This is a genomic window from Fodinicola acaciae (assembly GCF_010993745.1).
In the GTDB taxonomy this organism is placed as follows: Bacteria; Actinomycetota; Actinomycetes; order Mycobacteriales; family HKI-0501; genus Fodinicola; species Fodinicola acaciae.
Genome location: NZ_WOTN01000001.1, coordinates 1,492,499 through 1,506,903, shown reverse-complemented (window position 1 = coordinate 1,506,903; position 14,405 = coordinate 1,492,499). Strand labels below are relative to the sequence as shown.

Below are 14,405 nucleotides of genomic sequence, written 5' to 3'. Positions count from 1 at the left end.
GGAGAGTCGTGACCGACGAACTTGTGCATTATGAGGTCGACCGTGCCGTCGCGACGATAACACTGGATTCACCGCACAATCGCAACGCACTGTCCGCACAGTTGGTGAGTGAGCTGGAAAATCATCTCGCTACCGCGGCGGAGGACGACGGCATCCGCGCGATCGTCCTGACGCACACAGGTGGCACTTTCTGTGCTGGCGCCGATCTGACAACGGCAGGCAAGGCCGTCGGAGGTGGCGGCGCGGCTGCCAGCATGCTCGCGCTGCTGCGGTCGATCGCCGCGCTGCCGAAACCGGTGATCGCGCGGATCGACGGTCACGTACGAGCCGGCGGTCTCGGCGTGATCGGCTCGTGCGACATCGTCGTCGCTGGTCCGGCGTCTTCCTTTGCTTTCACCGAAGTGCGGCTCGGCCTCGCGCCGGCGGTCATCTCGTTGGTGACGCAGTCGCGGATGACCGAGCGCGCGGCGAGCCGCTATTACCTCACCGGCGAGAAGTTCGACGCGGCGGAGGCGGAGCGGATCGGTTTGGTCACCGTCGCTGTGGCGGACGTACGCTCTGAGACCGAGAAGATCCTTGCCGAGCTGCGGACATGCTCGCCGCAAGGGCTGGCGGAGTCGAAGGTGGTCGCGAGCCGTGCGCTTGTGTCCACAATGGACGCCGATGGCGTACGCGTGCAGGAGCAGTCGGCCAGGCTGTTCGCCTCGGAGGAGGCGGCCGAAGGAATGCGAGCGTTTCTGGAGCGCCGGCCACCGCGATGGGCCGTCGAATGACCGGTCCGGTCGTACGCGAACCGCGGCAGGACCGCAGCCGGCTCACCCGGCAGCGGCTGCTGGAGGCGGCGGTCGACTGCCTGGCCGAGCGCGGCTTCGCCGGCAGCACGGTCGCGGTGGTGGCCGAGCGGGCCGGTGTCTCACGCGGCGCCGCGCAGCATCATTTTCCGACCAGGGAAGAGCTTTTCCTGGCGGCCGTACGCTATGTCGGCGCGGTCCGGATGGCCGAGATCCGGCATCGCGCGGTGAGCCTTCCGCAGGACGTGCCGCGCACCGAGGCGATCATGGACCTGATCGTCGAGCTCTACACCGGACCACTTTTTCGCGCCGCCTTGCATTTGTGGGTCGCCGCGGCCGCCGAGCCGCAGATGCGCGTGGCGATCGTGGCGCTGGAATCCGAGCTGGGACGCGAATCGCATCGCGCGATGGTCGAGTTGCTGGGTGTCGACGAGGAAACTCCGGGCGTACGCGAGACCGTCCAGGCCACCTTGGACCTCGCGCGCGGCCTTGGCCTGGCCAACCTGCTGACCGACGACAGCGCGCGCCGAGCGCCGATCGTGCGCCAATGGGCACGTACGCTGGATGCGACAGTGCGCAGCTGAGAGGAGTCGCGATGCCGGTCGACCCGACGATCCAGGCCGCCATGGAGAGCATGCCGCCGCTGGTCGCCGAAGGTGCCACCGTCGAGGAGATCCGCGCGGCATATCGCGTGCAGACGGCGAAAGCGCCGCGCGACGAGGTCGGCGCGGTGGAGGATCGCAGGATCGACAACGGCGTCCGCGTACGAATCTATCGGCCGAAAACAGCCGGACCGCATCCGACCGTCGTCTATTTTCACGGTGGCGGCTGGGTTTTCGGCGACCTCGAGACCCACGACAGTCCGTGTCGGACGCTGTGCGCCGATGTCGATGCCGTTGTGATGTCGGTGGCTTACCGGCTGGCGCCAGAACATCCGTTTCCGGCTGGTGTCGAGGACGCGGTGGCGGCGACGCGCTGGGCCGGCGAGCATATCGACGAGCTTGGCGGCGATCCGGAGCGCTTGGCGGTGGCCGGCGACAGCGCCGGCGGCAACCTCGCGGCCGTGGTGAGCGGCCAGTTGCTCGACAGCGGACCGAAAATCGCCGTGCAGGGGTTGTTCTATGCCACAACGGACCTGTCCCGGAAATATCCGTCCGGTCCGAAGTACGCCGACGGCTATGTCCTGGACCGCCGCGCGCTGAAGCTCTTCGGCCGGGCATATGCGCCTGATCCGATGGATCCGCGAGCATCGCCGCTGTTGTTCGAAAAGCTCGCCGAGCTGCCGCCGGCGCTCGTGGTCACGGTCGAGTACGACCCGTTGCGCGACCAGGGGACCGCATACGCGGATGCGTTGCGCACGGCCGGCGTACGCGTCGAGCAACTGCATGTCGACGGCATGATCCACGGTTTCCTGACGATGGGGGACATTCCCGTGGCCAGGCGCGCGACAGACCGGAGTTTCGCGCTGCTGAAGGACATGCTCTAACGCGGCGGTGCCGTGGACGTGCGGATGATCAGCTCGGCGCCGATGGGAAAGACGCCGGCGGACGGTGCCGGCTGCTGGCCGAGCGCGATCCGGCCGGCGATCTGGCCGGCCTCGGTGAGTGGCAGCCGTACGGTCGTCAGCGCGGCGTCGGCGCTGTAGGGCAGGTCGTCATAGCCGGCGACGGACATGTCGTCCGGCACCGAAAGTCCTTGCGAGTGCAGGAAAGTGCACGCGCCGAGCGCGATCGTGTCGTTGCCGGCGACGAGCGCGGTGAGGCCGCTGTCACGCTGCAGGAGTTCAGCGGCGCCGTTTTCGCCCGTCGTACGGCTGAAAACGCCACTCAACACCGGTCCGTCGAGGCCGTGGTCGGCCATCGCCTGGCGGTGACCGGCCAGCCGCAGCCTCGTCGTCGTGCGGCCGGCCGGACCAGAAATGTAGCCGATCCTGCGGTGGCCGAGGCTGATCAGGTGCGAGGTCAGCGCGTACGCACCGCCGCGGTTGTCGAAGTCCACAGTGGACACACCAGGTGCGTCGGCCAGCGGTGGCCGGCCGCACTGCACGACAGCGCAGCCTGAGCTGATGAGCGCGTTGACCTGCTTGGCGAGTGCCTGCAGGTGGCCGGAGTCGTCCACCGTGCCGCCGGTCAGCACCACCGCGCGAGCGCGTTGGCGCCGCAACATGGTGAGATAGCGCAGCTCGCGGCCGGGATCGCCGTTGGTGTTGCCGATGATGGCGAGCACGTCGGCGCCGCCGGTCTCGTCCTGGATGCCGCTGGCGATCAGGCCGAAAAACGGGTCGGCCACATCGTTGACGACGATGCCGACCAGGTCGGAGGTGGCGGCGGCGAGTGCGCGAGCGTTGCCGTTGACGACATAGCTGAGCTCGGCCACCGCGCTCTCGACGCGCGCTGCGGTGGCTTTGGAGACCGGGTAGTTTCCGTTCAAAACACGCGAAACGGTTGCCGGTGAGACGCCGGCCAGGCGTGCCACGTCGGCCAGCGTGGCAGGTGAGCCAGCGCGTTCGGTCGCCGGTTCGACCATCTCGGTCACCGCCTTCGGTCAGGTCCGCGGCGGGCCGTTGACAGACCGCCACTCCGGATCATAGGTTCTATCATATAGAAAGCGCTTTCTATCCGGGAGGTGGCGACGGAACGTGCCGGCTGACAAGCAGATACGCGTCGTGGTGATCGGCGCCGGCAAGATCGCCGTGGGTGCGCACATGCCGTCGCTGCAACGGTTGGGTGACGCCGTGGTGGTCGGTGCGGCCGACGTGAACGAGGAGGCGCTGGCCGCTTTCGCGGAGAAATGGAAGATTCCGCAGACCGATGCCGATGTTGACGCGCTGCTGGCGAAAACCGAGCCGGACCTGGTCGTCGTGTGCTCGCCGCCGGGCCTGCACAGCCAACACGTGATCGCCGGTCTGCGCGCCGGAGCCTGGGTCTGGTGCGAAAAACCGCCGGCGCGGTCGCTGTCCGAATACGACGCGATGATGGCCGCGCAAGGCGAGACGGGGCCGTACGCGTCGATCGTCTTCCAGCAACGGTACGGCTCGGGCACGCGGCACCTTGCCGAGCTGGTACGGACAAATGCTCTCGGCGAGCCGCACGTCGCGTTGTGCCAGACGACCTGGTTTCGTGACGACGCATACTTTGCCGTGCCGTGGCGCGGAAAGTTCGAGACCGAGGGCGGCGGCCCGTCGATGGCCCTGGGGATCCACCAGATCGACCTGATGCTGACGGTGCTCGGCGACTGGTCGGAAATCCGCGCGATGACAGGCACACTGGCGCGCCAGATCGAGACGGACGATGTCGCGATGGCCTCCGTACGCTTCGAACGCGGCACGATGGCGAGCATTGTCACCAGCGCATTGTCGCCGCGCGAGGAAAGCTATCTGCGCTTCGACTTCCGCGACGCGACGGTGGAGCTGAGCCATCTGTACGGCTATGACAACTCGCATTGGCGGTTCACGCCGGCCAAAGAACCGCGGACAGCGGTGGAAAAGGCGTGGCCGCCGGCCGACGACGTACGCAGTTCGCATTTCGCCGCGCTGCAGGACGTCGTGGCCAGCATGCGAGCCGGTGAGCGGCCGGTGACCGGTGGGGCGAGCGGTCGCGCCGCGTTGGAGTTGATCACCGCGATGTACGCGTCGGCCGACACCGGCCTGCCGGTGCGGCGCGGGGAGATCGGCCCGGGCCATCCGTATTACCAGTCGATGAACGGAAAGGCGTTCTCGTGACAGCCAGCGCGATCCAGGTCGTCCACACGCACGGCGAGTCGATCGCGGTCTCGACCGGCGGCTTGGAGATCTTTCGTTACGTCTATCCAGGCGATCCTGACGCGTACGAGGGCCAGAAACCTTACGCACATCCGTTGCGTACGCTCGCCGGCGACCTGGTCACCGGCTATCGGCCGCACGACCATCGGTGGCACAAGGGCCTGCAGTTCGCGGTTTCGCATCTGAGCGGCCACAACTTCTGGGGTGGCAACAGCTACGTGCACGGCGAGGGCTATCAGTATCTGCCGGACATCGTCGGCTCGATGCGGCATCTTGGCTTCGATGTCATCGATGTCCGGGAAACCTCGCTGGAGTTCACCGAAAGGCTGCGCTGGCAGACCGCCGCCGGTGAGCAATGGGCCAGCGAGGTCAGGGAAATCGCCGTCGGCGAGGTGTTTCCGGAGCATCGGACCTGGTCGATCCACTGGCGTACGGCCATCACCAACCTGCGCGATGCGCCGCTGCTGATCGGCAGTCCGACCACCGCCGGCCGGCCGATGGCCGGCTACAGCGGCCTGGCGTGGCGCGGACCGCGTGCCTTCACCGGCGGCGAGGTGCTCGGCGCCGGCGAGCAGGGCGGCCCGGAGATGATGGGCCAGCCAGGGGACTGGCTTGCGTTCGTGGGCAAACATGACGACGTCGACTCGGTGTCGACGCTGCTTTTCGAGCACTATCCGGGAAACCACGCGGTCGAGGGAGCGCCGTCGAAGTGGTTCGTACGCACCGAGCCGTTTCCGATCGCCAACCCGTCGCTGGCCTTCGACGAGGAGATCGCGCTGTCGCCCGGCGCCGTGCTGTGGCGGTCGTGGCGGGTGGTGATCCGCGCCGGTGGCTGGGATCGCGACGGCATCGAGGCGTTCCGCAAGGAGTTTCCGTTGCCGGCCGGGGGAGACCGGCGATGACCGGCGCCCTGCCTGGCGCGATCGGCATCTCGAACCTGCGGGTGTACGACTGGCCGGCACGCGCTGGTGGCGACGTTTTGTGCGGCGGCTCACCGCACATGCACCTCGCCTGCACGGAGGCGTACGCGGTCGTCGGAGGCAGCGGAGCCGTGCAAACGCTGACAGCGCGCGGATTCCGGAACACATCGCTGTCGGCCGGTGACGTCGTCTGGTTTAGCCCCGGCACGATCCACCGGCTGATCAACGAAGGCGACCTGCGGATCGTCGTGATGATGCAAAATGCCGGATTGCCGGAGTCGGGCGACGCGGTCTTCACCTTTCCACCGGCGGTCCTGGCCGATCAGGATGCGTACGCGGCAGCGTCCACTGTGGACGCTTTGCGACCGGAGGAATCAGTGCGAAAGCGTCGTGACCTCGCACTGAAAGGATTTGCCGCCCTGGTCGACGGCAGCGCCGAGGACCTGGCCGCCTTCCACCGAGCCGCCGGCGCGCTGGTCGCGCCGAAGATCGCCCAGTGGCGTGGCATCTGGCGCGACGGACCATTGGCCGCGGCCGAGAGCACCGGACGCCAGCTGGATGCGTTGGCCGGTGGAGATGTCAGCCATCTGGTCGATGCGGACGTCTACAGTGGACAACCGACGCAGGCGTGGGGGATGTGCGGCCGGCTGGAACGTTTCGAGCCGGTCGAGAAGACAAGCGCGGGGAGTGGACAATGACGACACGGACCGTGGAAATCGCCATGAACGGCGTGACCGGCCGGATGGGCTATCGCCAGCATCTGGTCCGGTCGATCCTGGCGATCCGCGACGCCGGCGGACTGGAGCTGCCGGACGGCACGATCCTCATGCCGGAGCCGATCCTGATCGGCCGCGACGAGGCCAAGCTGCGCCGGATGGCCGAGCAGCACAAGCTGGAACGCTGGACGACCAGCCTGGACGAGGCGTTGTCCAGCGACAGCGTGGACATCTACTTCGACTCGGCGGTGACCTCGGCGCGCGAGCCGGCCGTACGCGCGGCGATCGCTGCGGGAAAGCACGTCTACTGCGAAAAACCGACGGCGACCAACCTGGAGTCGGCGCTGGAGCTGGCTCGGCTGGCCGCCGGCGCCGGCATCAAGTCAGGTGTCGTCCAGGACAAGCTTTTCCTGCCAGGCCTGCGCAAGCTCAAGCGGCTGGTGGACGGCGGCTTCTTCGGGCGGATCCTGTCGATACGCGGCGAGTTCGGCTACTGGGTCTTCGAAGGCGACTGGCAGCCGCCGAACCGGCCGTCGTGGAACTACCGCGCCGAGGACGGCGGCGGGATCGTGCTCGACATGTTTCCGCACTGGGACTACGTGTTGCGCGGCATTTTCGGTCCCATCAAGACCGTGCAGGCCACTCATCGGGTCGGCATCAGGGACCGGGTCGACGAGAACGGCCGGCCGTACGACGGCACCGCCGATGACGCCGCGTACGCGATTTTCGAGCTGGACAACGACATTGTCGCGCAGATCAACTCGTCCTGGACGGTACGCGTGAACCGCGACGAGCTGGTCGAGTTTCAGGTCGACGGCACCGAAGGCAGCGCGGTGGCCGGACTGCGGCGGTGCCGCGCGCAGCACCGGTCGGCGACTCCGATGCCGGTGTGGGACCCGGACATGCCGACGCCGATGGACTTCCGGTCGCAGTGGCAGGAGGTGCCGGACAACACGGTTTTCGACAATGGCTTCAAAATCCAGTGGGAGCAGTTTCTCCGGCACGTGTACGCCGACGGTGAGTGGACGCACGACCTGCTTTCCGGTGCCCGTGGACTGCAGCTGGCCGAGCTTGGTCTGCGCGCCGCCGCGGAAGGCCGCCGGCTTGAGGTGCCGGAGCTGACCCTGTGACGGTCCGCATCCCCACGGCCGACGGTGGCGTTGTCGCGTACGAGCCGGCGAAAACCGGACGCGTCGCCGCGCCGAGCGGTGCGCCGCTGACCGAGCGCGTCGTGTTCGCGGCGGCGCACGTCGTCGCGGATCCGTTGGCGGACAACACGCCCGGCCAGCCGGCCGCGCTCGACTGGGACGCGACGTTGGCTTTTCGGCGCCATCTCTGGTCGTACGGCCTCGGCGTCGCCGAGGCGATGGACACCGCGCAACGCGGCATGGGGCTGGACTGGCCGGCCGCCGCCGAGCTGATCCGCCGCAGTGGCGCCGCCGCCGCCGCTGCCGGTGGCCGGATCGCCGTCGGAGTCGGCACCGACCAACTGGACGGACCGGCCACGATCGAGCAGATTTCCGCCGCATATCTGGAACAACTGGCGGTGGCGGAGGAGGCCGGCGCGCAGCCGATCGTGATGGCGAGCCGCGCGCTCGCGGCCGCCGCGACCGGTGCCGAGGACTACCAGAAGGTCTACGGTGAGGTGCTGTCGCAGACCGGCCGGCCAGCGATCCTGCACTGGCTCGGACCGATGTTCGACCCGGCTTTGGCCGGATACTGGGGAAGTGACGACCTCGACGCGGCGACCGACACGCTGGTGGAGCTGATCGCGGCGCACGCCGGCTCGATTGACGGCGTCAAGGTCTCGCTGCTCGACGCCGGTCGCGAGGTGGCATTACGACGGCGGCTGCCGGCGGGCGTACGGTGCTATTCGGGCGACGACTTCCATTACCCGGAGCTGGTCGCCGGCGACGAGCACGGCCATTCCGACGCGTTGCTCGGCATTTTCGACCCACTGGCACCGATCGCGTCGCAGGCCGTACGCAACCTGCCGGAGCTGCGGCAGCTGCTGGACCCGACTGTCGAGCTGTCGCGGCATCTTTTCGGTGCGCCGACACGGTTCTACAAGACCGGCGTGGTTTTTCTGGCATGGCTGGCCGGATTCCAGCAGACGCCGCGGATGGTCGGTGGTTACGAGACGGCGCGATCGGTGCCACATCTGGCGCGCGCGTACGTCCTGGCCGACCAACTCGGCCTGTTTCCTGAGCCAGAGCAGGCAGCCGCGCGCGTACGGTCCTTCCTGGCGCTGGCCGGAGTCGACCAGTGAGCCGGCTGTCCATCAACCAGCAGACGGTGAAGCAGCTTTCGTTGCCGGAGCTGGTGAAGGCGTGCGCAGCTGTCGGCGTCGACAAGGTCGGTCTGTGGCGCGAGCCGGTGGCGGAATATGGCCTGGAACGGTCGGCACGGCTGTTCGCGGACGCGGGATTCAGCGTGACGAGCCTGTGCCGCGGCGGCTTTTTCACCGCTGTGGAGCCAGAAACGCGCCGGCGAGCGCTTGACGACAATCGGGCGGCGATCGATGAGACGGCCGCGCTCGGCGCGCCGATTCTGGTGTTGGTCTCCGGCGGAATGCCGGATCGAGATCTGGTTGGCGCGCGGCAGCGGGTGGTGGACGCGATCGCCGAGTTGGCGCCGTACGCGGCGGAGCGCGGGGTGAAGTTGGCGGTCGAACCGTTGCATCCGATGTTCGCCTCTGACCGGTGTGTGGTCTCGACATTGGCGCAGGCGCTGGAGATCGCCGAGCGGTTTCCGGTCGACCAGGTCGGTGTCTGCGTCGACACCTATCATCTGTGGTGGGACCCGGAGCTGGCGACCGGGATTTCGCGTGCGGGTGACCGGATCGCGACATACCAACTGGCCGACTGGATCACGCCGCTGCCGGCCGGTGTGCTGACCGGGCGCGGGCAGATCGGCGATGGTTGTGTCGATTTTCCGGCGTTCACGGCCGTGGTGGAGTCGGCCGGCTACGACGGACCGATCGAGGTGGAGATCTTCAACGACGAGCTGTGGCGGCGTGACGGCGCCGAGGTGGTGGCCGAGATCGCTGAGCGTTTTCCGGCCTGTGTGGGAAAGCCGTCTTGACCAGCTCGCCACTCGACGCGCCGATCGCGGAGAGCCCGAACAGCGCGGACGAGTTGGATCGGCTGCTCATCGATCATCTACGGTTGGCGATCGAGCGGCAGTCGGTCGATGGCAGTTTCGATGTGGACGGCCGCGAACTCGATGTCGGTGACAACACGCTGGGCGTCGTTTCGCTGTTGGCGTATGGCTGGCACCGCTTCGGCGACCAGTCGTACGTCGAGCCCGCTCGCCGTGGCCTGGCCTTCCACCTGGCGCGCCGCGTCTTTCGTACGGACAACCCCGGCACGCCGTATCTGCGCGTCGGCGGCAGCGGCGAGGCGCATGCACGCTATACGTTGACACCTGGCCGGATCCCTGGCGGCGACTGGCCGACGACCGTGTGGGCCCTGCTGCACGTCGTGAACGTCCTCCGGTTTGGCGACGGCCTGGCGACGGCGGCCGAGCGCGAGGCGCTGGTCGATCTCGGCCGGTCGTATTGGCGCTGGTGCACCGAAATCACCGCATTCGATCCGCAGGATGCCAGCAATCAGGCCATCGCCTGCGTGATCGCCGGGCACCAACTCGGCGCGTTGACCGATGACGCGGAGATGAAGCGTGCGGCGAAGGAATTGTACGCGACCAAAATCAGGCCAACCCGCGCGACCGACCGTGGCTACACGTATTTTCAGGAGCACTCAGGCGGGTTCGACCAGAACTACGGCGCGATCGCGCTGACGTTCGTGACTGAGGCCTATCTGGTCACCGGCGACGAGACTTTCTTCGAAGACGCCAAAGAACATGCGCGTTACCTCAACCTGCGGATGTCTGTCAGCGGCTTCGACTACGGCGGCGCACGGCACAACGAGGAACGCGACAACTCGCCGAGCGTTCTCGGTTTGCGCTATTGGAGCAACGCGCTCGGCGACGACCTCGGTCGCTATCTGACCGACAGCCGGCGTGCGTTTCACATGGACACGGCGGATGGCGTGCCGACCGGCCATTTCGCGTTCACCACGATCTGGCTGATGGAGCACCGGCAGGACTGGTGGCCGATTGGCCGCGAGGAGAACACGCGTTTCAAGCTGCGCAAGGGAAACGTGTCGATCGTGTTCGACGAGTCGCTGACGCCCTACCTGGTGAGCATCGGCCGGACCGAGATCATCCGTACGACCACGGCCATACCGGCGGCGGCGTCGATGGAACTCAACCGCGGTCCGTACGCGATAAAACTCGTCGGACCCAGGGCCTATATTTGCGATGGAGCCAGTCTGGTCATTGTGTCCACGGTGGACGCACCATTGCCGCTCGGCCTGCCTTACCTGAGCGCGGGGCGTAAGGTCACCAGCGTCACGGTGGACGGCGTGGAGCTGGATCTGGGGGAGGCCGGCCGATCGCTGGAAGGCAGCATCGTACGCGCCGGAGAGCTGGAAATCCGCGGCCGGATCCGGGTGACGAACGCCGCGGCCGGCATGGACTATTTCAACTCGGCGGCCAGCCGCGACCTGCTGATGGAGCCGTATTCGCTGACCGTCTCGACGGTGTTCGACCCGTGGGGTGTGCCGAATCCGCAGGCCGGCTGGGACGCGATGCGCGGCACGACCACGTTCGAGGCGTTGCCGGACGCCGACGGCATGGTGGTCGTACGGTTCTCAGGAGCAGGCGGCGAGCGTGCGTGACAGCTGCGCGGCGCGCTGCCGATAGCGCCACGCCGGACCTGGCCGGTGCTCGGATTCGTTGAGATCGCTCAACAAGGTCAGTGCGTCGACCTCGGAACGCCGGTCGCCGATGTTGCGGTAGGTCGCAAGCGTGTCCTCCAGGAGAGCGATCGCCGGTCCAGGAGTGCCGCGTGCCGCGCACAGCCGGCCGAGATGCAACTTGGTGTTGGCGAGGCCGAGTTCGTTGCCGACATTGGCGAAAATCGCCATCGCGTCCTCGTGGAAGCCGGCGGCGGTGTCCGGCTGTCCCTGATGTTCGGCCAGCAGGCCAAACTTGATGAACAGCTGCGCCGACCGGTTGTGGTCGCGGACCGCACCTGCCTCGTGCCGCGCCTGCTCGAGCCAGCGGCGTGCGGTGGCCGGACCGGACCGCATCCGGACCAGGCCGATGGCTCCCAGCGCGTAGGCCACACCGTTGGCGTCGCCGCATTCCTCGTACAGTTTCAGCGCCTGCTGGTAGAACTCCAGCGCGCGTGCGTCGTCGTGGTTGTAGTGGCAGGTCGCGCCGAGCCCGGACAACGCGGCCGCCGCGCCGTCGATGTCGCCCACCTGGTGGAAAAGCCGGAGCGACCGGTGGAATTTCCGAGTCGCCGCACGGTATTGGTCGGCGTAGATGTCCAGCTGTCCGAGACCGCGCAACACCCGGGCCTGGCCACGCCGGTCGTCCGCGGCCTCGGCGGCGGCCAGCGCGGCCACGTGCGTACGGCGCCAGTCGTCGGCGTTGGCGCGCAGCTCGAAGTAGGAGGCCAGTCCGACGGCCAGCTCGACCGCCACCTCTGCGGCGCCGGCCTCGGCCGCGCGTTCGGTGATCTCGACCAGCCGGCCGCGCTCGGCTTCCAGCCACCGCAACGAATGCCGGCGCGCGCGGTCGACGACCGGTGCCGCCGGCTTCCAGTGATTGCCGGGCACTACGCGGAAAAACGTCGGCGGCAGGGTGTCGGTGGCGTGCGAGATCAGGCTCAGCCAGCCGCCGGCGAGCCGTTCGATCGCGGCGCGCGAGGCGACCGGCTGGCCGAGAAACTGCCGCACCAGCGCGGAAATCTCGTACGTCGGCACGCCGAGCGCGTCGGTGCCGGCCGGCTGCAGCAGGCCGGCGCAGACGGCCTGGTCGAGCAGGCCGGATCCGTCGGAGAGCGCCCCGACGGCCCAGTCCGGCACGGCACCCGTGTCCAGGTCGGCCAGCGCGGCCAGCGTCTCGAGCGCACCGGCCGGTAGCCGCCGTACGTCCGCGTCCAGGCTCGCGCGTACGCCGTCCGCGGCCGCCTGCAGGTTGTCGCCGACGACCGACCACAGTGGACGGTATGGCTGCGCGGTCAGGTTGGCGGCGGCGGTGCGGATCGCGAGCGGCAGCCCGGCGCACTCGGCGACGATGTTCCGCGCGCTGGCCGGCTCGGCCTCGATGCGGTCGGCGCCGACCAGCGTGGCAAACATCCGCGTCGCGTCGGCCGCGCTCAACGGTGCCAACGACAACCGGCGTACGCCGGCCAGGCTCGGCAGGTGGTGGCGGCTGGTGACCAGCGCGGCGCTGCCGGCGGTGCCCGGCAGGAAGGCGGTCACCTGCTCGGCGGCGGTGACGTTGTCCAGGATGACGAGTACGGACCGGTCGGCCAGCAGCGACCGATACCGCGCCGTACGCCCGGCGAGTCCGGCCGGCAGCTGCGCGGCCGGCACGCCGAGCGCGCCGAGGGTCTCGCCGAGCGGTCCGGCCACGTCGGCGGAGCCGGCGAAGTCGACATAGACCTGACCGCCGGGGAAGCGGTCGCGCAGCCGGTGCGCCGCACGGATGGCCAGCGTCGACTTGCCGGCGCCGGCCGGGCCGGTGACCAGCGCCAACGCGGTCGACTCGTACGCGCGCACCAGCCGCTCGGTCTCCGCCTCGCGGCCGGTGAAGTCGGCGCAGTCCGGTGGCGTCTGGAAGATCCTCGCGGTGCCGAGGTCGACCGGCGCTGCCGGGCCGGTGTCGGTGTCGGCGAGCACGACCTGCTGCAGCGAGCGCAGCGCCGGCCCGGGATCGATGCCGAGCTCGTCGACCAGCACGCGTCGGGCGTCCGCGTACGCCTGCAGGGCCTCGGCGCGCCGGCCGGCGCCGTGCAACGCGCGTACCAGCTCAAACCACAGCTGCTCGCGGAGCGGATGCTGGCCGACGAGCGTACGCAGGTCGGCGACGGCCTGCGCCGGCCGGCCGAGGGTGACCAGGGCGCCGAGCCGGAGCTCCTCGGCCTCCAGCCGGAGCGCGCGCAGCCGGCTCAGCGTGAGCTCCCACTCCGGCGCGTGCACGAGGTCGGCCAGCGGCTCCTCGCGCCAGAGGTGGTTGGCCTCGTCGAGCAGCGTGATCGCGTCGCACGGGTCGCCGCGCTGCGCCTCGGCGACCAGGCGTTCGAAGGTCAGCAGGTCGCTCTGGTCGTCGTCGAGCTCGATCCGATAGCCGGACGACCGCGTCTGCAGCGAGCCGCCACCGAGCCGCGTACGCAGTGAACTCACGTACGTGCGCAGGTTGGCGACCGCCGACCGTGGCGGCGACGACGGCCACAGCACGTCGACCAGCACGTCGGTGGACACCGTGTGTCGCGGCTGGAGCAGCAACGTCGCCAGCAGGCGACGCGCCTTGTCGCCGCTGATCTCGACGGCCGCACCGGCGCGGCTGACCTCCAGCGGTCCCAGGACCTGGAACCGCAGACGCTGAGCATTCTGATCGACCACAGCTGCTCACCCCGGTTGGCGTGGAAAGTCCCTGCTCGGACCGGCAAAGCTGGCGTTCGGTGCAAACGGTACCCGGCTCGCACAAGCTTGCCGGGTTATTGACCAAACTACGCCTGGTAAACGTGGGAATTAATCATGATGGTCGAATTTTGTAGGAAATTTGTATCCGAGCCGGCTTAGCTGTAAGCGCTTCACCGATCACCCAGCGAGAGGAGAACGGCTCAGATGAAGATCAGTAGGCGGGTCCTCGGCCGGCTGGCCGTCGCCGGCGTCACGCTCGCGGTGTCCGCCGGCGTGATCAGCGCGGTCAGCCCGGCCGCCGACGCCGCGGTGTCCCGCGCGACGGTCATCTCGCGAGCCCAGAAATGGGTCAACGACCACGTCACGTACAACCAGGGCGGCCGCCACGACGGCTATCGCACCGACTGCTCCGGCTACGTCTCCTACACGTGGGGGCTGGCCAAGCCCGGCCTCACCACACCGAGTTTCCCGGGCATCTCCAACGCCATCTCCAAGGGTGAGCTGAAGCGCGGTGACATCCTGCTGAACAAGTCGCCGGGCAACGCCGGTCACGTGGCGATCTTCGAGAAGTGGGCCAACAGCGCGCACAGCTCGTACGTCGGCTACGAGCTGTCCGGCAGCGGCATCCACCACCGCACGATCACCTACCCGTACTTCTCCGGCTACGGCACCTTCAAGCCCTACCGCTACAAGCACATCACCGGCAGCTGACCGCGCGA

At 68.4% G+C, this 14,405-nt stretch carries 13 protein-coding genes; 11 read left to right on the top strand and 2 right to left on the bottom strand.

Annotation, left to right across the window (positions count from 1 at the left end; translation table 11 throughout):
- Positions 1 to 8: 8 nt before the first annotated feature.
- From GNX95_RS07090 to GNX95_RS07080, 3 genes are read left to right on the top strand one after another with little or no spacing between them, the layout of a single operon-like run.
- Entirely contained in the window at positions 9 to 773 is a 765-nt protein-coding gene (locus GNX95_RS07090; RefSeq protein ID WP_163506316.1) for an enoyl-CoA hydratase family protein, read from the top strand.
- Positions 770 to 1,375, top strand: a complete 606-nt coding sequence (locus GNX95_RS07085) for a TetR/AcrR family transcriptional regulator (RefSeq protein ID WP_163506315.1) — start codon at positions 770 to 772, stop codon at positions 1,373 to 1,375. The genes GNX95_RS07090 and GNX95_RS07085 overlap by 4 nt, the downstream gene beginning before the upstream one ends.
- Positions 1,376 to 1,386: 11 nt before the next feature.
- A complete protein-coding gene (locus GNX95_RS07080; protein ID WP_163506314.1) occupies positions 1,387 to 2,277 on the top strand; it encodes an alpha/beta hydrolase in 891 nt (296 codons plus the stop codon).
- Here GNX95_RS07080 and GNX95_RS07075 read toward each other — a convergent pair.
- Positions 2,274 to 3,317, bottom strand: a complete 1,044-nt coding sequence (locus GNX95_RS07075; RefSeq protein WP_163506313.1) for a LacI family DNA-binding transcriptional regulator — start codon at positions 3,315 to 3,317, stop codon at positions 2,274 to 2,276. The genes GNX95_RS07080 and GNX95_RS07075 overlap by 4 nt on opposite strands.
- A 112-nt stretch (positions 3,318 to 3,429) precedes the next feature.
- Here GNX95_RS07075 and GNX95_RS07070 point away from each other — a divergent pair, with 112 nt between their 5' ends.
- From GNX95_RS07070 to GNX95_RS07040, 7 genes are read left to right on the top strand one after another with little or no spacing between them, the layout of a single operon-like run.
- Positions 3,430 to 4,512: a Gfo/Idh/MocA family protein gene (locus GNX95_RS07070; protein WP_222853439.1), complete on the top strand. Its 1,083-nt coding sequence runs from the start codon at positions 3,430 to 3,432 to the stop codon at positions 4,510 to 4,512.
- On the top strand, positions 4,509 to 5,453 hold the full coding sequence (locus GNX95_RS07065; protein ID WP_163506312.1) for a DUF6807 domain-containing protein: 945 nt from the start codon (positions 4,509 to 4,511) through the stop codon (positions 5,451 to 5,453). Before GNX95_RS07070 ends, GNX95_RS07065 begins: the two co-directional genes overlap by 4 nt.
- Entirely contained in the window at positions 5,450 to 6,169 is a 720-nt protein-coding gene (locus GNX95_RS07060) for a cupin domain-containing protein (RefSeq protein WP_163506311.1), read from the top strand. Before GNX95_RS07065 ends, GNX95_RS07060 begins: the two co-directional genes overlap by 4 nt.
- The gene (locus GNX95_RS07055) at positions 6,166 to 7,317 is read left to right on the top strand and encodes a Gfo/Idh/MocA family protein (protein WP_163506310.1); all 1,152 of its coding nucleotides are present in this window, start codon (positions 6,166 to 6,168) and stop codon (positions 7,315 to 7,317) included. The genes GNX95_RS07060 and GNX95_RS07055 overlap by 4 nt, the downstream gene beginning before the upstream one ends.
- Complete coding sequence (locus GNX95_RS07050; RefSeq protein ID WP_163506309.1) at positions 7,314 to 8,456, top strand: dihydrodipicolinate synthase family protein; 1,143 nt, start codon at positions 7,314 to 7,316, stop codon at positions 8,454 to 8,456. The genes GNX95_RS07055 and GNX95_RS07050 overlap by 4 nt, the downstream gene beginning before the upstream one ends.
- On the top strand, positions 8,453 to 9,271 hold the full coding sequence (locus tag GNX95_RS07045) for a sugar phosphate isomerase/epimerase family protein (protein WP_163506308.1): 819 nt from the start codon (positions 8,453 to 8,455) through the stop codon (positions 9,269 to 9,271). Before GNX95_RS07050 ends, GNX95_RS07045 begins: the two co-directional genes overlap by 4 nt.
- A complete protein-coding gene (locus GNX95_RS07040) occupies positions 9,268 to 10,926 on the top strand; it encodes a hypothetical protein (RefSeq protein ID WP_163506307.1) in 1,659 nt (552 codons plus the stop codon). The genes GNX95_RS07045 and GNX95_RS07040 overlap by 4 nt, the downstream gene beginning before the upstream one ends.
- Here the strand turns inward: GNX95_RS07040 and GNX95_RS07035 are convergent.
- Complete coding sequence (locus GNX95_RS07035; protein ID WP_163506306.1) at positions 10,900 to 13,665, bottom strand: AfsR/SARP family transcriptional regulator; 2,766 nt, start codon at positions 13,663 to 13,665, stop codon at positions 10,900 to 10,902. The genes GNX95_RS07040 and GNX95_RS07035 overlap by 27 nt on opposite strands.
- Positions 13,666 to 13,890: 225 nt before the next feature.
- Between GNX95_RS07035 and GNX95_RS07030 the strand changes: the two genes are divergently transcribed.
- Positions 13,891 to 14,397: an NlpC/P60 family protein gene (locus GNX95_RS07030; protein ID WP_163506305.1), complete on the top strand. Its 507-nt coding sequence runs from the start codon at positions 13,891 to 13,893 to the stop codon at positions 14,395 to 14,397.
- The last annotated feature ends 8 nt before the right edge of the window (positions 14,398 to 14,405 follow it).